We start from the raw sequence: 14,840 nt of genomic DNA on the forward strand, positions 1-14,840 counted from the left end.
CTGATGAACAGACCGCCGTGGCCGGTGCCACAACCTATGACACACACAGAGAAACCTCCGCGCAGCGCCAACCGACTCATGGTCGGTGGACAGGTATTTGACTACCTGGATTTGTCAAAGCCATCGCTGGCGGAGCCGTTTCAAGCGGCCATGGAGATTGCCCGCGAGAAGTTCGGGCATGCGCTCTGCCTTTGCCGCCGCCAACCCCTCAAGCTGCAGCTGCGCCTGCGCATGGGTAAGTTCCACCTCGCCGTCTGGCCCAACGAAGGGCCACACCACGACACCGAGTGCGCATTCTTCCGCGATGACCTGTGGGTCAACCCCAACATCCTGCCCGCTGAGCGCCAAGACCCTGCGCGCCCAGCCGTTCAGCCGACGCCCGCCCACCCGCGCGTTGTGGCCTCCAACACTCAGAAGGCGACCCAGGCCTCAACCGGTGCCGCTTCAGCGCCTGCAGCGCCAGCTGAGCATGTCAAACCGCCTCGCCGGCAGATCATGCTGGCCGTCCCGGGGCAGCGCGACACCGAGCCTCGTTCCCCCGGGGCGCCAGTCCAACGCCCGCTGAACCTGCGCGCGCTGGCCATGGGTCTGTGGGAAGAGGCTGCGCTGTGCCGCTGGCACACCAGCTGGACCCGTGACTGGGGCCGAGCACGCTACGAGCTGCAGCGCGTTGCCGGCACCCTCGACCTCAACGGCCAGCCTCTGGACGAAATGCTGTTCGTGCCACGCCCGTTCCGCGAGGGCGCCAAAGAAAAGCTCAACAACGAGTGGGAAGAGTTCGTCCGACGCCTCGGCAATCGCACGCGCGGCACCCCCCTGTACCTGCTGATTGCCCCGGTGCGCAGTTTTGCGAACCCGGGCAACGGCTCTCCTGCGGTCATGCACCTGCGCCATCTGCGCCATCCCGTAGGCCTGTCCGATGCGAGCCTCGACTTCATCCAGAAGGATTGCAAGACCGCATTGCGTCAGGTGAGCACCAATCTGGCCGACATCCGTGCCGCACGCCAAGGGGATGCACGCGCAGACGATCCACGCAACCCGGAGGTAATCGGCTTCTTCCTGGCCGAAGCCAACAGCCGCGGCGGTGTATTCGCACGCGCCGCCTGGCTCATGAACGTGCATCCGCGCACCTTTATTCCGGCCAACAGCCGCAACGCCGTGATGCTCGTGGACGCCCTCATCGACCGGGGCTACTCCTTCCAGCGCCTTCAAAGCGATGTGCAGCCCATGCGCCGCACCAGCCCTGACTGGCTTGTGCGCCATGTGATCGGCCCGGACGGCAAGCCCATGGCGCGCGCCGCCATCGACATGCTCGACCGGGGAAGTTCCTCCGAATACCTGCAATCGCGGCACCGGTTGGCGCAGGAGATGGGGAAGCAGGGCTTGCCAACCTGGACCTGGGTGCCCAGTGGGCCGTTCTCCAACCGAACGGTACCGATGTTGCCCCCGCGCGATGAGATGACCCCAGCAGAGATTCAAAGGGCCTTGGCGACCATCGCCTTGTCCCCCGATGCCGATTTCCAGTACGGGCCCAGCCCACGTTTTTCAACCTAAAGGAGAGTTCCCATGTCCAACTTCGATACCAACGCCAGCGCGGTCCTTGCCACTGAGGAGCGCTCCAATTTTGTGAACCCTCCATCGGCCACCTGGCTCCGCAACATGGCCCCCATCGCTTCGGCGGAAGCTGACAGCGTCGGCAGTGCACAGACCACCGATGCCGCACGCGGCGAGCCAGCACCGCAGAGCCCAGTTTTCACCGCCGCCCCGGCCGCAGTACCCGCCGACGCACCGCGCACGCTGTCGCTGCACGCCGGTGCAGTGTCTGGCCTCGCCGCGTCGCCGGTGGCCACCCAGGGCGACACCACCTTTTCCGGCGCAATGGTGAAAACGGCACCGGACGCAGCTGCTCGCACCATCTGCTCGTTCCCTCACGGACTGAGCTTCGAGGGAACCGCCGAGTTTCCCTGCGACATCAGCGTGAATGGATCCATCAAAGGTTCGGTCATCTTGAAAGAGCAGTCGCAACTGGTGATCAGCGAATCCGGCGCCATTGACGGCACCATCCGCGCCAGGAACGTGGTGGTGCAGGGCAGCGTCAAGGGTGAACTTGACGCCAGCGGCGGCACGGTGGCCTTTGGCGAAGCGGCAACTTGTACCGGTTCGATCAAGTACGCGCGCATGTCCATGGCCGAAGGCGCTGAAGTCGAAGCGACGATGAAGAAAGTCGCCTGAGCGCGCGCCCCATTCACACACTCACTCATCACGAAAGCACACCATGAACAACACCGTCAGCATCGCCACCGCCACCGCCCCTGCAACCGTGGGCGCCGCCATGCGCATGATCAAACCCGCCTCCTTTGCCGATGCCACAACCGTGGTACCCAAGGGTGCGAAGCTTGACGGCGCCATGACGGCCGACACCGATCTGGCGCTGCGCTTTGAGGGCACCTTCAAGGGCAAGGTCGTGCTCAACGAAAAAGGAGCCATCCACGTGGGTGAGGGCGCAGTGATCGAGGTCGAAGCGCTGCAGGCAGACGTGATCTACATCCAGGGCACGGTCAAGGGCAACGTCCATGCGCGCAAGTCGCTGGAGATCGGCGCCGGCGCGCGCATCAAGGGCGACATCCGCTACGACGAACATTTCGACGTGCACAACGGCGCGCGCATCAACGGCAGCATCAATGGTCCCGAGGGCGACGCGAACTGATGGGGCACAACGAACTCACAGTTCCCCTCGCGACCGGGCTGACCACGGGCGCGATGATCTATGTGTTCGACACGCAAAGTGGTGCGTGTCACGCTTCAATGGACGGCGAGATGATGCTGATGAAGGCCTCGGCTCACCACGTTGAAAACCGGTGCGACGTGCTGATGCCAGCACCGGGCGAATGGCCGGCGCGCATCACCGAGACGATGCATCCGGACATGGAACTGTTCAGCTTGGCGGCAAGGCAGATCTCGGCATCGCAGGTCTATGCCGATGTCTACACTGCGAGTGGGGCACTGCGCGGGCACTGGATGGTCATGGCCTACCACCACCAGGACCAACCCATCCTTCTGCGGGTAGCCTACCTGGCGCACCCCCAAGCACGGCTTGAAAAGGTGCAGCTTCAGGACTGGGCGAACGTTCTCCTAAGACATGACCTGTATGAATCTGGAAGCCGTTGCACGCGGCTCAATAGGGAAACACTGCTGTTGGCACACAACATGCGCTGAAGTCTGCTCAAGACCGTTGACGACTCAGCCGTGTTCTGGTGCAATGAAGTTGCTTTCAGACTTGTTCTGATTTCGTCGGCCTCTGCCGAACTTCACCAACCCGAATGGGAACCACGCGTTCCCTTCGGGACGTATGTGGCTCTCGTTCAATCCTTTAACGGAGATTGACATGTTGAACGCCGCTTACGACCAGACCTACGCCTCCACTCTTGACCACATCGACTACGTCGTGAAGTCGCTCGCAGAGAAGCCCGGACGCGCACTCAGCATCGCCATCTCCTCAGGTGGTGACGTTGCTGTGCAAGCCCTCTTCGACGCGGTGATGGACAAGGGCCACCGCATGGTCTTGGTTCAGGCTCTCGATGCCCCATCCCTCCCGGGTTGGGTTCGCGAAAAGCTCGAAATCTTCTTGTACGGAACCAGCCGTCAAACCGCTGCTCTGTTCAGCAAGAAGGTTCTGCACTGAGAACTGACCCCGAAAGGCCGCTCTACACATTGTGTGTAGGCGGCCTTTTTGCTTTTGTGGCCCCGCCCGCGCCACGCGGGACAGTAACCCTCCTCGAATCAAACCAGCCGCAGCCCCGGCTTGCCATCACCAGTTGCCGGCAACCCTTCGAATTCCTTGAGTTCTTCATCCGTGGGCCACGTGCCATGTACTGCGCAGTAGGCAAGTCGACGTTGGTCGGGCGGAAAGTTCATCTCGCCGTTGGGCCCGAAGCGCATGTCTTCACAGGCCATCGCATGCACAAAGCCCATGCCACCGGTGTTCTCAGCCACGTGGCGGGCGGCACCCAACTCCGCCATCGCATCGAACTCGCGCTGGGTACGGGGGCGCCAGGGCGCGAAGGTCATTCGCTGGAAAGCCTCCCACTCGTGGGGGCTCATGGTGAGGGTTCCGTCATTGATCAACATGTTCGTTTTCCTGTGTCAAAGAGGGCCATTGGCGCCCTCGTGTGTTGTCATGGTACGTGGGCCTGATCACTATTCAAGGTGTAGCTCGCATCGTGGATGAGTCCTTGTGCCTCTGGGGATCGGTGCTCAAGAAGGGGCCTCCCAGCTGGCCAGATTGGGTTGCCCACAAGGCCGCTCCAGGCTATCTTCGCCTTGACCTTGGCTCTTGCCAGTTCTTCGGCTTCTCGCCGAACTTCATCCACCCGCCCCGGGATGCCTGCCATCCCAGTACGGGAGTGCGTGCGTCCTGTGGCATCTCAACTGAGAATCCATGACGACATTCATCACCAAGCTGGCGTACCAGCTCATTCCAGGCGACCAGGTACAGCTGGCCAGTCACCCGGACCTTCAAGCCTCGGCAACCGAAGAGCGCACACATTCGCCAGTCGAGATCGCCGGCCGTGTGATCGACGGGCTCATCTCCATTCGACTCGTTGACATGGAGCCGGTCCTGCTCGGCGCAAACGACGTGCTGAAACTCAAGGTGCCAGCCATTCTTGAGTTTCCGCACAGGTTGCTTCTCACCGAGAACGATGCGGACGAACGATTGGAGGTGGGCTTTGCCTTCCGTGACTCCATCGTCCGCGACAACCTGGTCAGCGAAGGCAACACGTTTTCGCACCCGTTGGATATCTACGGCCTGACCCCTGAAAACCACAAGGCTTTGGTCGACTTCAACAAGGCCATTGACGATGCCGTGGAAGATGCAATCAACGCCTTCGCGCTGGGCATTCAGAACCACGTAGGTTGCACCGATGGCGGCTTCGCAGGTCAGATTTTCTCGCACGACGCCCGCGTGCACCAGGTGCGCAATGCGCTCATCGAGTACGCGGTCCTCGAGGTGGGCTTCACGAAGAACTCGGTGCAAACCGAATCGTCCTCATGAAAACCATCAACAGCGCTGACGCCACGGGCGTAGAACTTGACTGGCTGGTCGAAGAAGCCCTTGGGGGAGACCACATCAACCCGCCCCGCAACTACTCTTCCGACCTGCACCTAGGCGGGCTGGTCCTCCAGCGAGAGAAGATCGAGATCAACTACTTCAACAAGCGCCGCACAGACGGCGGCACTGACTCGGTATGCAGGGCAAGCTTGCAGCCCACGTTCACCTTCCAAAACTACACCAGCAACATGGCGGCAAAGATCACGGCAGACGGGCCTGATTTACTCATTGCAGGGATGCGCTGCTTTGTGATTTTTAAGCAGGGCCAGACCGTGGAGGTTCCGTGTGACCTCGTCACGCAATGACTCAGCTTTCGGTGCTGAGTCAGGTTGAAGCAACCTGAAGTCAACCCGATACCCGCACTCTCCAAGGCCACCCCTCTACCGGGTGGCCTTTCTCTTTGGCATGGGCACAAAACAGGGTGCACTGGCCGGATCGACTTGCCATGGGTGCACGCACGGGCTATCTTCCCGTCGACATTGGCTTTGCCAGTTCTTCGGCTTCCTGCCGAACATCAACCACCCCCGCCTCGGGATGCCTGCCATCCCATCCGGGGAAGGCGTGTCTCTCGGGGCTTTTCTACTGAAAAACCCATGTACCTCCCACCATTCACCAAGCTTGCACAGTTTCTCGTGCCTGGCGACGTGGTCATCCTCGACGACCCCGTTCTAGGCCCAGGCGATCAAACCGAAGCAACCGTTCGCAAAGTGTCCTTTGAGCAGAGCGACTTCGTCACGATCGGATTCACTCTCAATCCGACTCTCGAAACGGTTGTCCTCCCCGCAACACGTGTGGTCAAACTCAAGGTGCCCCCCATCATGGAGTTCCCCCACGAACTCACATCGGCCGAGCACCCCCAGACATCGCGCTACATCCTTGGCTTCGAATTCGAAGGCACGGCCATCGCCGATCCATCGATGAGCCAGTGCAGCCGCTTCGAAGTCTCGCCAGAGGCCTACGGCCTCACTGAAGACAACCTGCAGGCGCTCGCCGACTTCAACAACGCCTTTGACGACGCCGTCTTGGCTGCCATCAGAACGTTCGAGCAGGCCATCGAGAAAGAAGTTGGCATCGTGGAAGACGTCGGAACCGCCGCGATCTACGCCAATCCGGTGTGTGTGGTCGACGTCCGCAACGCGCTCATCGAGCACGCAGCGAAGCACGTGGCCCACGCCAAGAGCGTCGTGGCGTTCTTCAACGGTACCCAGGGCAAGGCAAAGGAAGGCGATAAGTCATGATCAAGATCCTGTTGCACAAGCGAGTCACTCACCACTTTGACGGAGGCTGGGTGGGATTGGATGAAAGCAGCTTCCTGACCAGCGCGAAGTTGACTGCTCCGCGCATCACAAGCAAGGGCAACGGCCATGACGTTGGACGCACCCACACCCAGCGAGCACGAGTGCCCAAGGGCTTCAACCGCGAAGACATCATGGCTGCATTGCAGTTCGCGATGGGGGGCACCAACTGCCGTCATGAACACGACTGCTGTGGCTGCTCCACCCGATATGTCGATGTGAAGCCGATGGGAGCGCGCGATTTCTTCGTGCACACGTCGGTCCACTTCAACTACTGACCCTCAACCAAAACCGCGAAAGCCCATCTCTGAAAAGAGGTGGGCTTTTTGCTTGGTGCGGCCGTCTAGCGCTGGCTGCGATGCAGCGCTCGCCAATCAGTCACCCACACCAGCGGGGCTTTGACCGGAAAGCGGCTCGTTGGGCGAGGCTACACCGCCGCGCGCGCGCCCATGATTGCGGGCAGGCCCGCCACCAGCGTGCGGCCACATTCGCCGATGCGGGGCACTTGCGGCTCCACCTCACTTCCGCACCCTCAATCCAAACCTCACACCATGTTCAAAAACGTCGTCATCTACAAGATCGCACCGGGCTGGAGTCTGTCGCTGGCCGCCGCCAAAGAGGCACTGAACGCAAATCGCTTCAAGCCGTGCGGCGCCACTCAGGACAAGTCCACTGGCTGGGTCGAGCCGCGGGGAGAGGACAATGGCCCACTGATGGAATCCGTCGCTGGCCAGTGGATGTTGAAGCTGAAGATCCAGACCAAGGCAGTACCAGGCAGCGAGGTCAACAAGCTGGTGGATGCACAGTGCAAGACCATCGAGCAGACCACAGGACGCAAGCCAGGCAAGAAGGAAAAGAAGTCGCTCAAGGAAGAAGCGCTGCTCACACTGTTGCCTCAGGCGTTCTCTCGCGAGGGTGCGGTCATGGTTTGGATCGACCTCGCAAACCACTGGCTCGTGACCGACGCGTCCAGCCAGGGCAAGATCGACGAGGTCGTCACCGCGCTGGTGCGCGCCTTCGATGGGCTGTCTGTCTCGCTGTTGCAGACGCAAGTGACGCCCGAAACGGCCATGACCCAGTGGCTGTCGGCCGAGGACCCCCAAGACATCCCCGGTTGCTTTGACCTGGGCCGCAGCTGTGAGCTCAAGTCTAGCGACGAGGAAAAGTCCAGCGTCAAATTCGACCGACACAACATCAGCAACGATGAAGTGAAGAAGCACATCAGCGAGGGCAAGCTGCCGACCAAGGTGGCCATGACCTGGGAGGGGCGTATCTCGTTCGACATGACAGAGGCGCTGCAGCTGCGCAAGGTCAAATTCTTGGAGGGTGTCTTCGAGGGACGCCCCAGCGATGAAAGCGGCTTCGATGCGGACGTAGCGCTGTTCACGGGTGAGTTGAGCAAACTCATTCCCGAAATGATCGATGCCCTCGGCGGCGAGCTCGTGCATGGAGCACAAGGAAGCGAAGGGGAGGGGGCCTCAGTGGAGAAGCACCAGAGCGCCGAGTCCGAGATGGCCGCCGCCTGAAACACTGCTTTGCTGGCTCTACTGGCACCAGCATTGAGCCATTGCGGCTGCTGAGCCTTCAATGAGGGAAAGTACTTTATGCACTTCAGTCGTATCGTGACCGTCCCGGCCATCGTGCTGTGGTTCGCACTCACAGGCAGATCACTGTTCGGCTTGCTTTTCGGATGGCCGATGACGTTCGAGGTATCGGACGATCCACCCATGGAAACTGTGATCGCTGGCCTCCTTTTCGCGCTCACCGTAGGGGTGCTGGTGCTCCACTACGAGGCTATTTCTGAGCTAAAGCGTATCTGGTTCGAAGAGGCTTGCTATGTTTTGGCTCTCCTTGGTGCCGTGGGCTCGGGTGTCGGGTACCTGTTGTGGTTGATGAGCGAGCCCGCCGGCGCCAATGGCCACTTCTTCTATCTCGGGATGTTTGCTCTCTGCGGTCTGATCCTGCTCGGGTTCAAGAAGGGTGTACTTCACGTCTGAGGTCAGGGCCTATAACAAACCCCGGTGAGAAAGCAACTTTTCAAGCAAATCCAAAGGCGAGGAGGGTGGCCGGTTTGGTTTGCGCCGGGCATACCTGGTACCTAAAATCAGGTTGTCTTTGGAGCTTGCTCCAGTCGCGGTCACCTGGCCGCCAACACCTTCCTGCTCTGCAATACGCAAGCATTACCCCGACCGGGCGTCTCTTTCCCGGTTGGGAAGTGCGTCACGGTCACTTTCCCCTGTGGAAACACACAACATGACCGAAAACACGAAACCCAATTCCGCCAACAACGCAACTGCGACTGATGCTGCGGCACCAGCAGGCGCAACGGAGCCGCGCAAGAGCGAGCTGTACAGCAACAACGCATCTGGCCAGCTCTTCGAAGTCTCAGAACGCGGCGAGACCACCGTCAGCATCCATCCGCAGGGCGGGGGATTCGTCTACAAGGTAGGTCTCGCAGACTTCGCTGCAAAATTCACGCCTGCGACCATTCCGCCATACGGTCCGGCCTTGGTGAGTGGCGACTGGTTTGATGGCCTGGAAGTTGCCGAGTGCTACAGCGACGGGCGCCGTTGGAACGGGTGGGGCATGCCCATGTTCACCTACGAGCAGGCCCTCAAGCTGATTGCGATTTGCCCAACGCTGACATACGACGCTCGACTGGACGCCTTTGTTCTGCCTGCTGAGACCGGGGAAGCAACAGTCGACGCTGAATCCGATCCTGACGATGTCTTCGCAGCAACCTACATCGATGTCGCCGGCGTCCGGACCAAGGTCTACGCGATCGGTTCGGGTTCATGGTGCTGGTCGATGGAAGAAAACATCTGAGAGTCAACCCCGTGCTCTCAGCCGCTGCCGCGTGCAGCGACACCCCTCAAAAGCCACCTAGCGGTGGCTTTTTTTTCGCCTGATCCCAACCGGTGGCCGGTTTGGGTGGCGCCTTGCGCACCTGGCGGGCAAATTCGACCTCGTACCGCTTCCACAGCGCTATGTGTGCTGCCCTTCAACGGCAATGCGCACCATACCAACCAACCCCGGATGGGCCCTTGCGCCCTGAGGGGTCATGGGCTTTGTCCTCACGGAGAAGACCCATGAATGAAATTGAACGCGCAAAGCTCGCGCCCCTGGTTTCGGCCGCGGCGTCTGGCTACGAGCGACATCCGTATATCCACACGGATCTGAAGCGAGCACCCATCACCTTTGTCTGGTGGGCATCTACCCCGAGCGAACGGCAATCGAAGTTCTTCCATGCGGAGACCTTCTACCGCCTCAGCAGCTCGGGAAAACTCGGGCGCGACAGCCATGGCCACCTGGTCACGGTCTACGTGCCGAGCCAGCACTACCGCAGCAGCGACCTGGAGTTGAGAAACCTCCTGATCGAGCGCGGTGCCGCATCACTGGAACGCCTTCCTGCAGGCTACGTCTGGCATGGCCCGTTCCTCTGGAGCGTGTCTCGGCCACCACAAGTCGAGCAGGATGGATTTCGCTTCAGCGTGCCTCTTGTCTCGGAAGGAGTAGCACTGGGGTACGCGATGACCAACACCAAGGGCGCGCTAGCCATACACCTTGCAGAGAAGGTTCTAGCTGAAAGAGCGGTTCCAGCATGAACGAGGAACTCAAAGAAGGGCAGTCTGAAAACGACTGGCTCACCGATGAGGGCTTCGACCTCAGCGTGCTCAACAACAACGCACCAGAACCTGGCGCGATCACCCACCAGGTGATCGAAGCAGGGCAGCAAGCCGCTATCGATCCACTCTCTTACGCTAGGATATTGATAGCATTTTCAGGCGGAAAAGACTCGCTCGCTCTGGTGTTGCACATGATCGAGCTGGGCGTTCCTCGCGACCGCATTGAGCTGCACCACCACCTCGTCGACGGGCGTGAAGGTTCAACCCTCATGGATTGGCCCATCACCGAATCGTACTGCGAAGCGATCGCGAAGGCCCTCGGCGTGCAGCTGACGTTCAGCTGGCGGGCTGGAGGATTGGAGCGTGAAATGTTGCGCGACGGTGATCCAACCGCACCTGTCTTCATCCCCGATGGAGATGGCCACCGAGCAATCGGTGGCAAGGGACCAGAGGGCACACGCCTGAAGTTTCCACAGGTATCCGCCGATCTTTCAGTACGTTGGTGCTCGGGTGTTTCTAAGATAGACGTATTTGCGCGATATCTGAACAACCATCCGAAGTTCAACGAAGGTACGACTCTGGTCTTGACCGGTGAACGTGCCGAAGAGAGTTCGGCGCGCTCAAAGTACAAGGTGTTCGAGAAGCATCGATGCGATCTGCGCGAAGGCCGCAAGGTCCAACGCCACATAGACGTTTGGCGCGCGGTCCACGGGTGGAGCGAGCAGCAGGTGTGGGACATCATCAAACGCTTTTCACTCGTCGCACATCCAGCCTACTGGCTTGGCTGGGGACGGTGCAGCTGTCGTCCGTGCGTGTTCGGCAGCAAGGATCAGTGGGCGACGATTCGAGAGATTGCGCCCGCGCAGTTCAACCAGATTGCAGGCTACGAGCGCGAGTTCAAAGTCACGATCCACCGCAAGGATTCCATCGTTCAGCGTGCTGACGAAGGAACTCCCTACGCAACCGATCCGTTCTGGGTCGAGCTGGCCAACAGCCAGCATTTCAGCCGCTCGGTGTACATGGACCCATGGGTACTGCCGGCTGGGGCTTTCGGCGAGGGCTGCGGCCCAACCTGAAGCCTTGTTCCCTCAAGCTTTTCTCACAACAACCTGCCCCCGGCGCATGAGCATGCATGCCCTGGGGCCATCCTTTTCACAAACGGAAAACACAATGGCAAAAATCGTAACCGTGTACCTGGTCGTCAACGAAGACAACGAAGCACACATCACGGATGGTCTGAACGAAGCACTGCGCCAGATCACCCATCCCATGGGGTCGGGCTGCTCGGACAACTCGTTCATCATTGACTACTCACTCGCGGGTCAGATCCAACCGATCGCCCCATGGATTGAAGAGTCGATCAACAACGGCACCTACAAGGAAAGCAGTGCTCAGCCGCAGACTGCCTTCTACGCAGTGGTCATCGAGCAGGATGTCTCCGCTTTCACGTTGGGCCCATTCAGCACCGCCGAGGAGCGCGACGAAGCGGCCAAACGTCACCGCGCCGAGTTCGGCACCGACGATGGCATCCACACACTGGATGTTCACCCGGACGGTACCGTCGACGTGGGCGACTACAGCGGTAGCGATCTTGAAGACACTGACCCCCTGCTGGAGAGCCTGCATGCAGCTTTTCACATGGGTGAGACGCCGATCAGCCGCCTCGCAGGTGACAAACACTTCACCATTGATAAACAAGTCAACGAAGTGCGCCTCACCTTCGAAAAGCTGTGCCGCCTGGAAGCCCACCTGGGTGAACCCTTGCTGGTGCTGACCGATGAGCCGTTCCAGCTGCTGGTGCCGGTATCGTCCATGCGCGCAAGGATCGAGACCAGCGCCTGGAAAGAAGATGTCGCACAAGGACTGACCGAAGACAGCTTTCACCAGTGGCGTGAAAGTGCACTGATGAAGCTGCCGCTCGCACGTGACCTTTACTCGAAGGACCCAGCGCTGACCAGCGAAGAACAACGAGCCGACGGCGCCGAAGCGAAAGCAGAAAGCTCTCAAGCGAATGGGGATGGCGGCGAACAGGAACTTGTCGAATCGGAGCTCGTGATGAGCCTGCGTGAAACATTCCTGAATGGCGACTTTCCCATCTGCCAGTTTCCCGGCAGCCAATACTTCACCTACCAGTTCGCTGGTGATGAAATCGTGGTCGGTGTTGAGAACATCGCGGAGTGGGAGGAAGCTTTCGGTGAACGCTTCGTGCTCATGGTGGACAAGACGTACATGCCGTCTCTCGTGCCCGAGTCGGTTGCGCGAGCGAACGTCCCCCGTGACCTTTACGACGAGGCAGTCCAAAACGGCTACAAGGGTGAGTTCGAGGCATGGCGTGAAAACCGTGTGTTGAGCATGCAAGGTGCCGCGGATGCCATCAGCAACGCCATGAAGGGCTGACCTTCAAAGGCAACAAGAAAGCCACCGGGGGAATCCCTCCGGTGGCTTTTTTTCGTCCGCGCTCGGAGCCAGTGGCATTCCCGGGGACGCTTCACAGCGCCTGCCTCGCTATTCGTGGCGATAGAGGGTCACGTCGGAGATGGAATGCGCATCAGCCGTCGCTCGCAGTTGAGCGCCATCGAAGCGCCTGCTGTTGCCCGTCAGCATCGCCGGCGATCTCGAACGCATGCAGCACGTCCTGCAGAGCTGCAGCGCCAGCACTGCTCTTGGGGAGGATTCTCCACTTGCGCAATTCGCGCACAGCTTGGGTCAGGTGGACTGGGTGCTCTTTCAGCTCGTACAGACAGTCGAGGATGGCGATGACCTTATCCTTGATCTGGGGGAGGGACATTCGCGAATTATCTAAGCCGATGCACTCGTCAAAGTGGCACTTCGCATGTTTGGACAGAGTTGCGCTCCTCCCAATACAGACCATCCGAATTCCGATCGCGCGCAAACGGTCTGACAAGGGGAAAAAGTCGGTATCAGCAGATGCAAGAGCGAGAACCCCCGGGGCACTCCGGTTGACCAGCCTCTGGGCGAAGCGCATGAGCGCATAGTCGGCCTGGTTCTTCCTGGCATAGGGCGTCTCCACCAGTTCGAGTCCCAGCTGCCGCTGCGCCTTGTTGAGGTGCTGCAGGTGAGTACCCGCACCAAAGGCGACAAACTGCGAAATGGGGCCGTGCACACGCTCAATGCTCCGGTACGCCTCGAAAACCATCCCCTCGCCGTTGATGTTCTCGGCATCAACGAGAAGAACAGTCTTGCGATCAGGGGGAGTACAGGGCATCCGGCGGGAACTGAGTAGCACCTGCCAGGCAGGCGAGAGGGGCGCGCTCACGGAGATGACATCACGCGGAGCGGGAAAGAACACGAAGAATGGGAAGGGCGACGACCAGAACAGCCGTCATTGGGCTCGCACCACAAGTACCAAAAGGGGGTGTCCCACGCGAATGGAACGCCCCCTCTTGTTTTGTGATGACGGAATCTCATGCAAAGGCTGGCACTACTGCCACCACGTTCGCCGAGCGCTGGGCGAAGGCTTGCACCTTGGCTTCAATCGCGAGGAAACGGGGATGAGCAGCGAGAGCAGCCATGCCAGAGGCCATTGCTTTTTGAGCGAACAACCACTGGGCGTCTGCAAAAGACACACCCGCTTTAGCCAAAGAGGCAGGACCTTTTGGCGCATACACAGCGTTAGCAATCATGGAACTCTCCGATCAGGAATAAACCGGGCACAACGCCCTATCTGCGTTCTCGTCAGAAAACACACATAGGACGTTGCGCACCGGGTTCCGCACGGGAAGAACCATGATGCAAGACCACAAACGCGGCTGGAGAGCTCCAAGCTAAAAGCAAAGGAACGCGAAGCGTTTGTTGGTCAGGTTTCCAAATCGCAGGGCGAAGAGGAACAGGAGTTGTCCGCAAGGGACGCGTCATTTGCCGCAGGGACGAATGACAAGTTGAAGGCTGTCACAAGGACAGCTAAAGGTGCAGGCACCAATGAGGTTCCAAGAGTATCACAACACGTTGGCTCGATGGCCTGATTGAGTGGCGCATCGGGGTCTGTAGCCGCAAAATCAGAGTGTTTTCGCAACTTTGCGACTTCGCAGCCATCGATTGATCGGTTGCCATACACCGAAGCTGGCGTGCCCACTTCGAACCTTCAACCCCAGCGGGACCACTCCCGTGTTGCGGGTTGGTCCTGCTCATTCATCTATCCGATATGAGCAAGAAAAAGGAAGTCACCCTCGGTGGCGTCTTCTGCGGTCGCGAGATCGCTCCAGGACTCTTCTCCGAGGAGTTCGCCAGCTGCCGCTTCCAGATCCGGCTCCTGGTCGACGCTGACTACTCCCGCCGAATTGGCGAAGTCGTCGGTAGCCCACGCAACGGCGCTGCCGGTGGATACCAAGCCCTGACCCCGCGCGGCGACACGGTGGCCGTCAAGGACTCGCTGTTGGCCGCGGCCAAGGTGCTGGCCGACCAGGCCCGTGCGGCATCCAACGTCGCAGCACAGCCCAAGCGCGCCGTTCCATTCATCTCCGCGAGGGCATGCTGATGGACGCCGAGAACATGGTGCTTGAGCGCCCCTCGACCGCGCTTCCCGACTTCCCCGATTCGCAATACCGCGTCTCGGTGTGGTTTGAGCGTGATCGCAAAAACATCACCCTGGAATCTCCGACCGGCGAGGAAATCGCTTGTTTGTGGGATGACGAGGTGGACGAAGCGATCGAGGACGGCTTCTTGGAGCGCCCCCGGCACCCCCGACCCAGCGCTGCCGACTGGAAGCCCAAAGTTCTGGCCTTTGCGCGATCCAAGTCGCTCATCGCCTGAAACCCACAACTCACGGCAAACCACGCTTCGGCGGGATTG

At 60.0% G+C, this 14,840-nt stretch carries 20 protein-coding genes; 17 read left to right on the forward strand and 3 right to left on the reverse strand.

Annotated elements, in window-relative coordinates; genetic code table 11:
- Positions 1-36: 36 nt before the first annotated feature.
- From F9Z44_RS21945 to F9Z44_RS21965, 5 genes are all read left to right on the forward strand, one after another.
- Complete coding sequence (locus tag F9Z44_RS21945; RefSeq protein ID WP_159609037.1) at positions 37-1,554, forward strand: DUF1173 family protein; 1,518 nt, start codon at positions 37-39, stop codon at positions 1,552-1,554.
- A gap of 12 nt (positions 1,555-1,566) precedes the next feature.
- Complete coding sequence (locus tag F9Z44_RS21950) at positions 1,567-2,232, forward strand: bactofilin family protein (protein ID WP_159609038.1); 666 nt, start codon at positions 1,567-1,569, stop codon at positions 2,230-2,232.
- 43 nt (positions 2,233-2,275) lie between these two features.
- Complete coding sequence (locus tag F9Z44_RS21955) at positions 2,276-2,707, forward strand: bactofilin family protein (RefSeq protein ID WP_159609039.1); 432 nt, start codon at positions 2,276-2,278, stop codon at positions 2,705-2,707.
- Positions 2,707-3,216: a hypothetical protein gene (locus F9Z44_RS21960; RefSeq protein WP_159609040.1), complete on the forward strand. Its 510-nt coding sequence runs from the start codon at positions 2,707-2,709 to the stop codon at positions 3,214-3,216. Before F9Z44_RS21955 ends, F9Z44_RS21960 begins: the two co-directional genes overlap by 1 nt.
- A gap of 169 nt (positions 3,217-3,385) precedes the next feature.
- Positions 3,386-3,682 (forward strand): hypothetical protein, encoded by a 297-nt coding sequence (locus F9Z44_RS21965; protein WP_159609041.1) that lies wholly within the window; start codon positions 3,386-3,388, stop codon positions 3,680-3,682.
- A gap of 98 nt (positions 3,683-3,780) precedes the next feature.
- Here F9Z44_RS21965 and F9Z44_RS21970 read toward each other — a convergent pair whose 3' ends face one another.
- Positions 3,781-4,128: a hypothetical protein gene (locus tag F9Z44_RS21970; RefSeq protein WP_159609042.1), complete on the reverse strand. Its 348-nt coding sequence runs from the start codon at positions 4,126-4,128 to the stop codon at positions 3,781-3,783.
- Between the two features lie 310 nt (positions 4,129-4,438).
- Here F9Z44_RS21970 and F9Z44_RS21975 point away from each other — a divergent pair, with 310 nt between their 5' ends.
- The 10 genes from F9Z44_RS21975 to F9Z44_RS22020 all read left to right on the forward strand — a co-directional run bounded on the left by F9Z44_RS21975 (position 4,439) and on the right by F9Z44_RS22020 (position 12,428).
- On the forward strand, positions 4,439-5,053 hold the full coding sequence (locus tag F9Z44_RS21975) for a hypothetical protein (RefSeq protein WP_159609043.1): 615 nt from the start codon (positions 4,439-4,441) through the stop codon (positions 5,051-5,053).
- The gene (locus F9Z44_RS21980) at positions 5,050-5,415 is read left to right on the forward strand and encodes a DUF2591 family protein (protein WP_159609044.1); all 366 of its coding nucleotides are present in this window, start codon (positions 5,050-5,052) and stop codon (positions 5,413-5,415) included. Before F9Z44_RS21975 ends, F9Z44_RS21980 begins: the two co-directional genes overlap by 4 nt.
- Positions 5,416-5,703: 288 nt before the next feature.
- Positions 5,704-6,348 carry a hypothetical protein gene (locus F9Z44_RS21985; RefSeq protein ID WP_159609045.1) on the forward strand — a complete coding sequence of 215 codons (645 nt, stop codon included), beginning with the start codon at positions 5,704-5,706 and terminating at the stop codon, positions 6,346-6,348.
- Positions 6,345-6,683: a hypothetical protein gene (locus tag F9Z44_RS21990; RefSeq protein WP_159609046.1), complete on the forward strand. Its 339-nt coding sequence runs from the start codon at positions 6,345-6,347 to the stop codon at positions 6,681-6,683. The genes F9Z44_RS21985 and F9Z44_RS21990 overlap by 4 nt, the downstream gene beginning before the upstream one ends.
- Before the next feature lie 273 nt (positions 6,684-6,956).
- Positions 6,957-7,931, forward strand: a complete 975-nt coding sequence (locus tag F9Z44_RS21995) for a recombination-associated protein RdgC (RefSeq protein ID WP_159609047.1) — start codon at positions 6,957-6,959, stop codon at positions 7,929-7,931.
- Positions 7,932-8,009: 78 nt separating this feature from the next.
- Positions 8,010-8,402, forward strand: a complete 393-nt coding sequence (locus F9Z44_RS22000) for a hypothetical protein (RefSeq protein WP_159609048.1) — start codon at positions 8,010-8,012, stop codon at positions 8,400-8,402.
- Between the two features lie 256 nt (positions 8,403-8,658).
- Complete coding sequence (locus F9Z44_RS22005; RefSeq protein WP_159609049.1) at positions 8,659-9,231, forward strand: hypothetical protein; 573 nt, start codon at positions 8,659-8,661, stop codon at positions 9,229-9,231.
- A 263-nt stretch (positions 9,232-9,494) separates the two neighbouring features.
- Positions 9,495-10,010 (forward strand): hypothetical protein, encoded by a 516-nt coding sequence (locus F9Z44_RS22010; protein WP_159609050.1) that lies wholly within the window; start codon positions 9,495-9,497, stop codon positions 10,008-10,010.
- On the forward strand, positions 10,007-11,107 hold the full coding sequence (locus F9Z44_RS22015; protein ID WP_236574425.1) for a phosphoadenosine phosphosulfate reductase family protein: 1,101 nt from the start codon (positions 10,007-10,009) through the stop codon (positions 11,105-11,107). Before F9Z44_RS22010 ends, F9Z44_RS22015 begins: the two co-directional genes overlap by 4 nt.
- A 46-nt stretch (positions 11,108-11,153) precedes the next feature.
- Positions 11,154-12,428: a hypothetical protein gene (locus F9Z44_RS22020; RefSeq protein ID WP_159609051.1), complete on the forward strand. Its 1,275-nt coding sequence runs from the start codon at positions 11,154-11,156 to the stop codon at positions 12,426-12,428.
- Between the two features lie 151 nt (positions 12,429-12,579).
- Here F9Z44_RS22020 and F9Z44_RS22025 read toward each other — a convergent pair whose 3' ends face one another.
- Complete coding sequence (locus tag F9Z44_RS22025) at positions 12,580-13,308, reverse strand: NYN domain-containing protein (protein WP_159609052.1); 729 nt, start codon at positions 13,306-13,308, stop codon at positions 12,580-12,582.
- Between the two features lie 148 nt (positions 13,309-13,456).
- The gene (locus F9Z44_RS22030) at positions 13,457-13,675 is read right to left on the reverse strand and encodes a hypothetical protein (RefSeq protein ID WP_159609053.1); all 219 of its coding nucleotides are present in this window, start codon (positions 13,673-13,675) and stop codon (positions 13,457-13,459) included.
- 518 nt (positions 13,676-14,193) lie between these two features.
- Between F9Z44_RS22030 and F9Z44_RS22035 the strand changes: the two genes are divergently transcribed.
- Together F9Z44_RS22035 and F9Z44_RS22040 are read left to right on the forward strand one after the other, a co-directional pair.
- The gene (locus F9Z44_RS22035; protein ID WP_159609054.1) at positions 14,194-14,526 is read left to right on the forward strand and encodes a hypothetical protein; all 333 of its coding nucleotides are present in this window, start codon (positions 14,194-14,196) and stop codon (positions 14,524-14,526) included.
- On the forward strand, positions 14,520-14,801 hold the full coding sequence (locus tag F9Z44_RS22040) for a hypothetical protein (protein ID WP_162147769.1): 282 nt from the start codon (positions 14,520-14,522) through the stop codon (positions 14,799-14,801). Before F9Z44_RS22035 ends, F9Z44_RS22040 begins: the two co-directional genes overlap by 7 nt.
- The last annotated feature ends 39 nt before the right edge of the window (positions 14,802-14,840 follow it).

The organism is Hydrogenophaga sp. PBL-H3 (assembly GCF_010104355.1).
In the GTDB taxonomy this organism is placed as follows: domain Bacteria; phylum Pseudomonadota; class Gammaproteobacteria; order Burkholderiales; family Burkholderiaceae_C; genus Hydrogenophaga.

Bases quoted from the DNA above. Each gene is read 5' to 3' on its own strand.
- F9Z44_RS22035 (WP_159609054.1), top strand. From the start codon at position 14,194: ATGAGCAAGAAAAAGGAAGTCACCCTCGGTGGCGTCTTCTGCGGTCGC.
- F9Z44_RS22030 (WP_159609053.1), bottom strand. From the start codon at position 13,675: ATGATTGCTAACGCTGTGTATGCGCCAAAAGGTCCTGCCTCTTTGGCT.
- F9Z44_RS21965 (WP_159609041.1), top strand. From the start codon at position 3,386: ATGTTGAACGCCGCTTACGACCAGACCTACGCCTCCACTCTTGACCAC.
- F9Z44_RS21995 (WP_159609047.1), top strand. From the start codon at position 6,957: ATGTTCAAAAACGTCGTCATCTACAAGATCGCACCGGGCTGGAGTCTG.
- F9Z44_RS22015 (WP_236574425.1), top strand. From the start codon at position 10,007: ATGAACGAGGAACTCAAAGAAGGGCAGTCTGAAAACGACTGGCTCACC.
- F9Z44_RS21990 (WP_159609046.1), top strand. From the start codon at position 6,345: ATGATCAAGATCCTGTTGCACAAGCGAGTCACTCACCACTTTGACGGA.
- F9Z44_RS22040 (WP_162147769.1), top strand. From the start codon at position 14,520: ATGCTGATGGACGCCGAGAACATGGTGCTTGAGCGCCCCTCGACCGCG.
- F9Z44_RS22005 (WP_159609049.1), top strand. From the start codon at position 8,659: ATGACCGAAAACACGAAACCCAATTCCGCCAACAACGCAACTGCGACT.
- F9Z44_RS22020 (WP_159609051.1), top strand. From the start codon at position 11,154: ATGAGCATGCATGCCCTGGGGCCATCCTTTTCACAAACGGAAAACACA.
- F9Z44_RS21975 (WP_159609043.1), top strand. From the start codon at position 4,439: ATGACGACATTCATCACCAAGCTGGCGTACCAGCTCATTCCAGGCGAC.
- F9Z44_RS21960 (WP_159609040.1), top strand. From the start codon at position 2,707: ATGGGGCACAACGAACTCACAGTTCCCCTCGCGACCGGGCTGACCACG.
- F9Z44_RS21980 (WP_159609044.1), top strand. From the start codon at position 5,050: ATGAAAACCATCAACAGCGCTGACGCCACGGGCGTAGAACTTGACTGG.
- F9Z44_RS21970 (WP_159609042.1), bottom strand. From the start codon at position 4,128: ATGTTGATCAATGACGGAACCCTCACCATGAGCCCCCACGAGTGGGAG.
- F9Z44_RS21985 (WP_159609045.1), top strand. From the start codon at position 5,704: ATGTACCTCCCACCATTCACCAAGCTTGCACAGTTTCTCGTGCCTGGC.
- F9Z44_RS21945 (WP_159609037.1), top strand. From the start codon at position 37: ATGACACACACAGAGAAACCTCCGCGCAGCGCCAACCGACTCATGGTC.
- F9Z44_RS21950 (WP_159609038.1), top strand. From the start codon at position 1,567: ATGTCCAACTTCGATACCAACGCCAGCGCGGTCCTTGCCACTGAGGAG.
- F9Z44_RS22000 (WP_159609048.1), top strand. From the start codon at position 8,010: ATGCACTTCAGTCGTATCGTGACCGTCCCGGCCATCGTGCTGTGGTTC.
- F9Z44_RS22010 (WP_159609050.1), top strand. From the start codon at position 9,495: ATGAATGAAATTGAACGCGCAAAGCTCGCGCCCCTGGTTTCGGCCGCG.
- F9Z44_RS21955 (WP_159609039.1), top strand. From the start codon at position 2,276: ATGAACAACACCGTCAGCATCGCCACCGCCACCGCCCCTGCAACCGTG.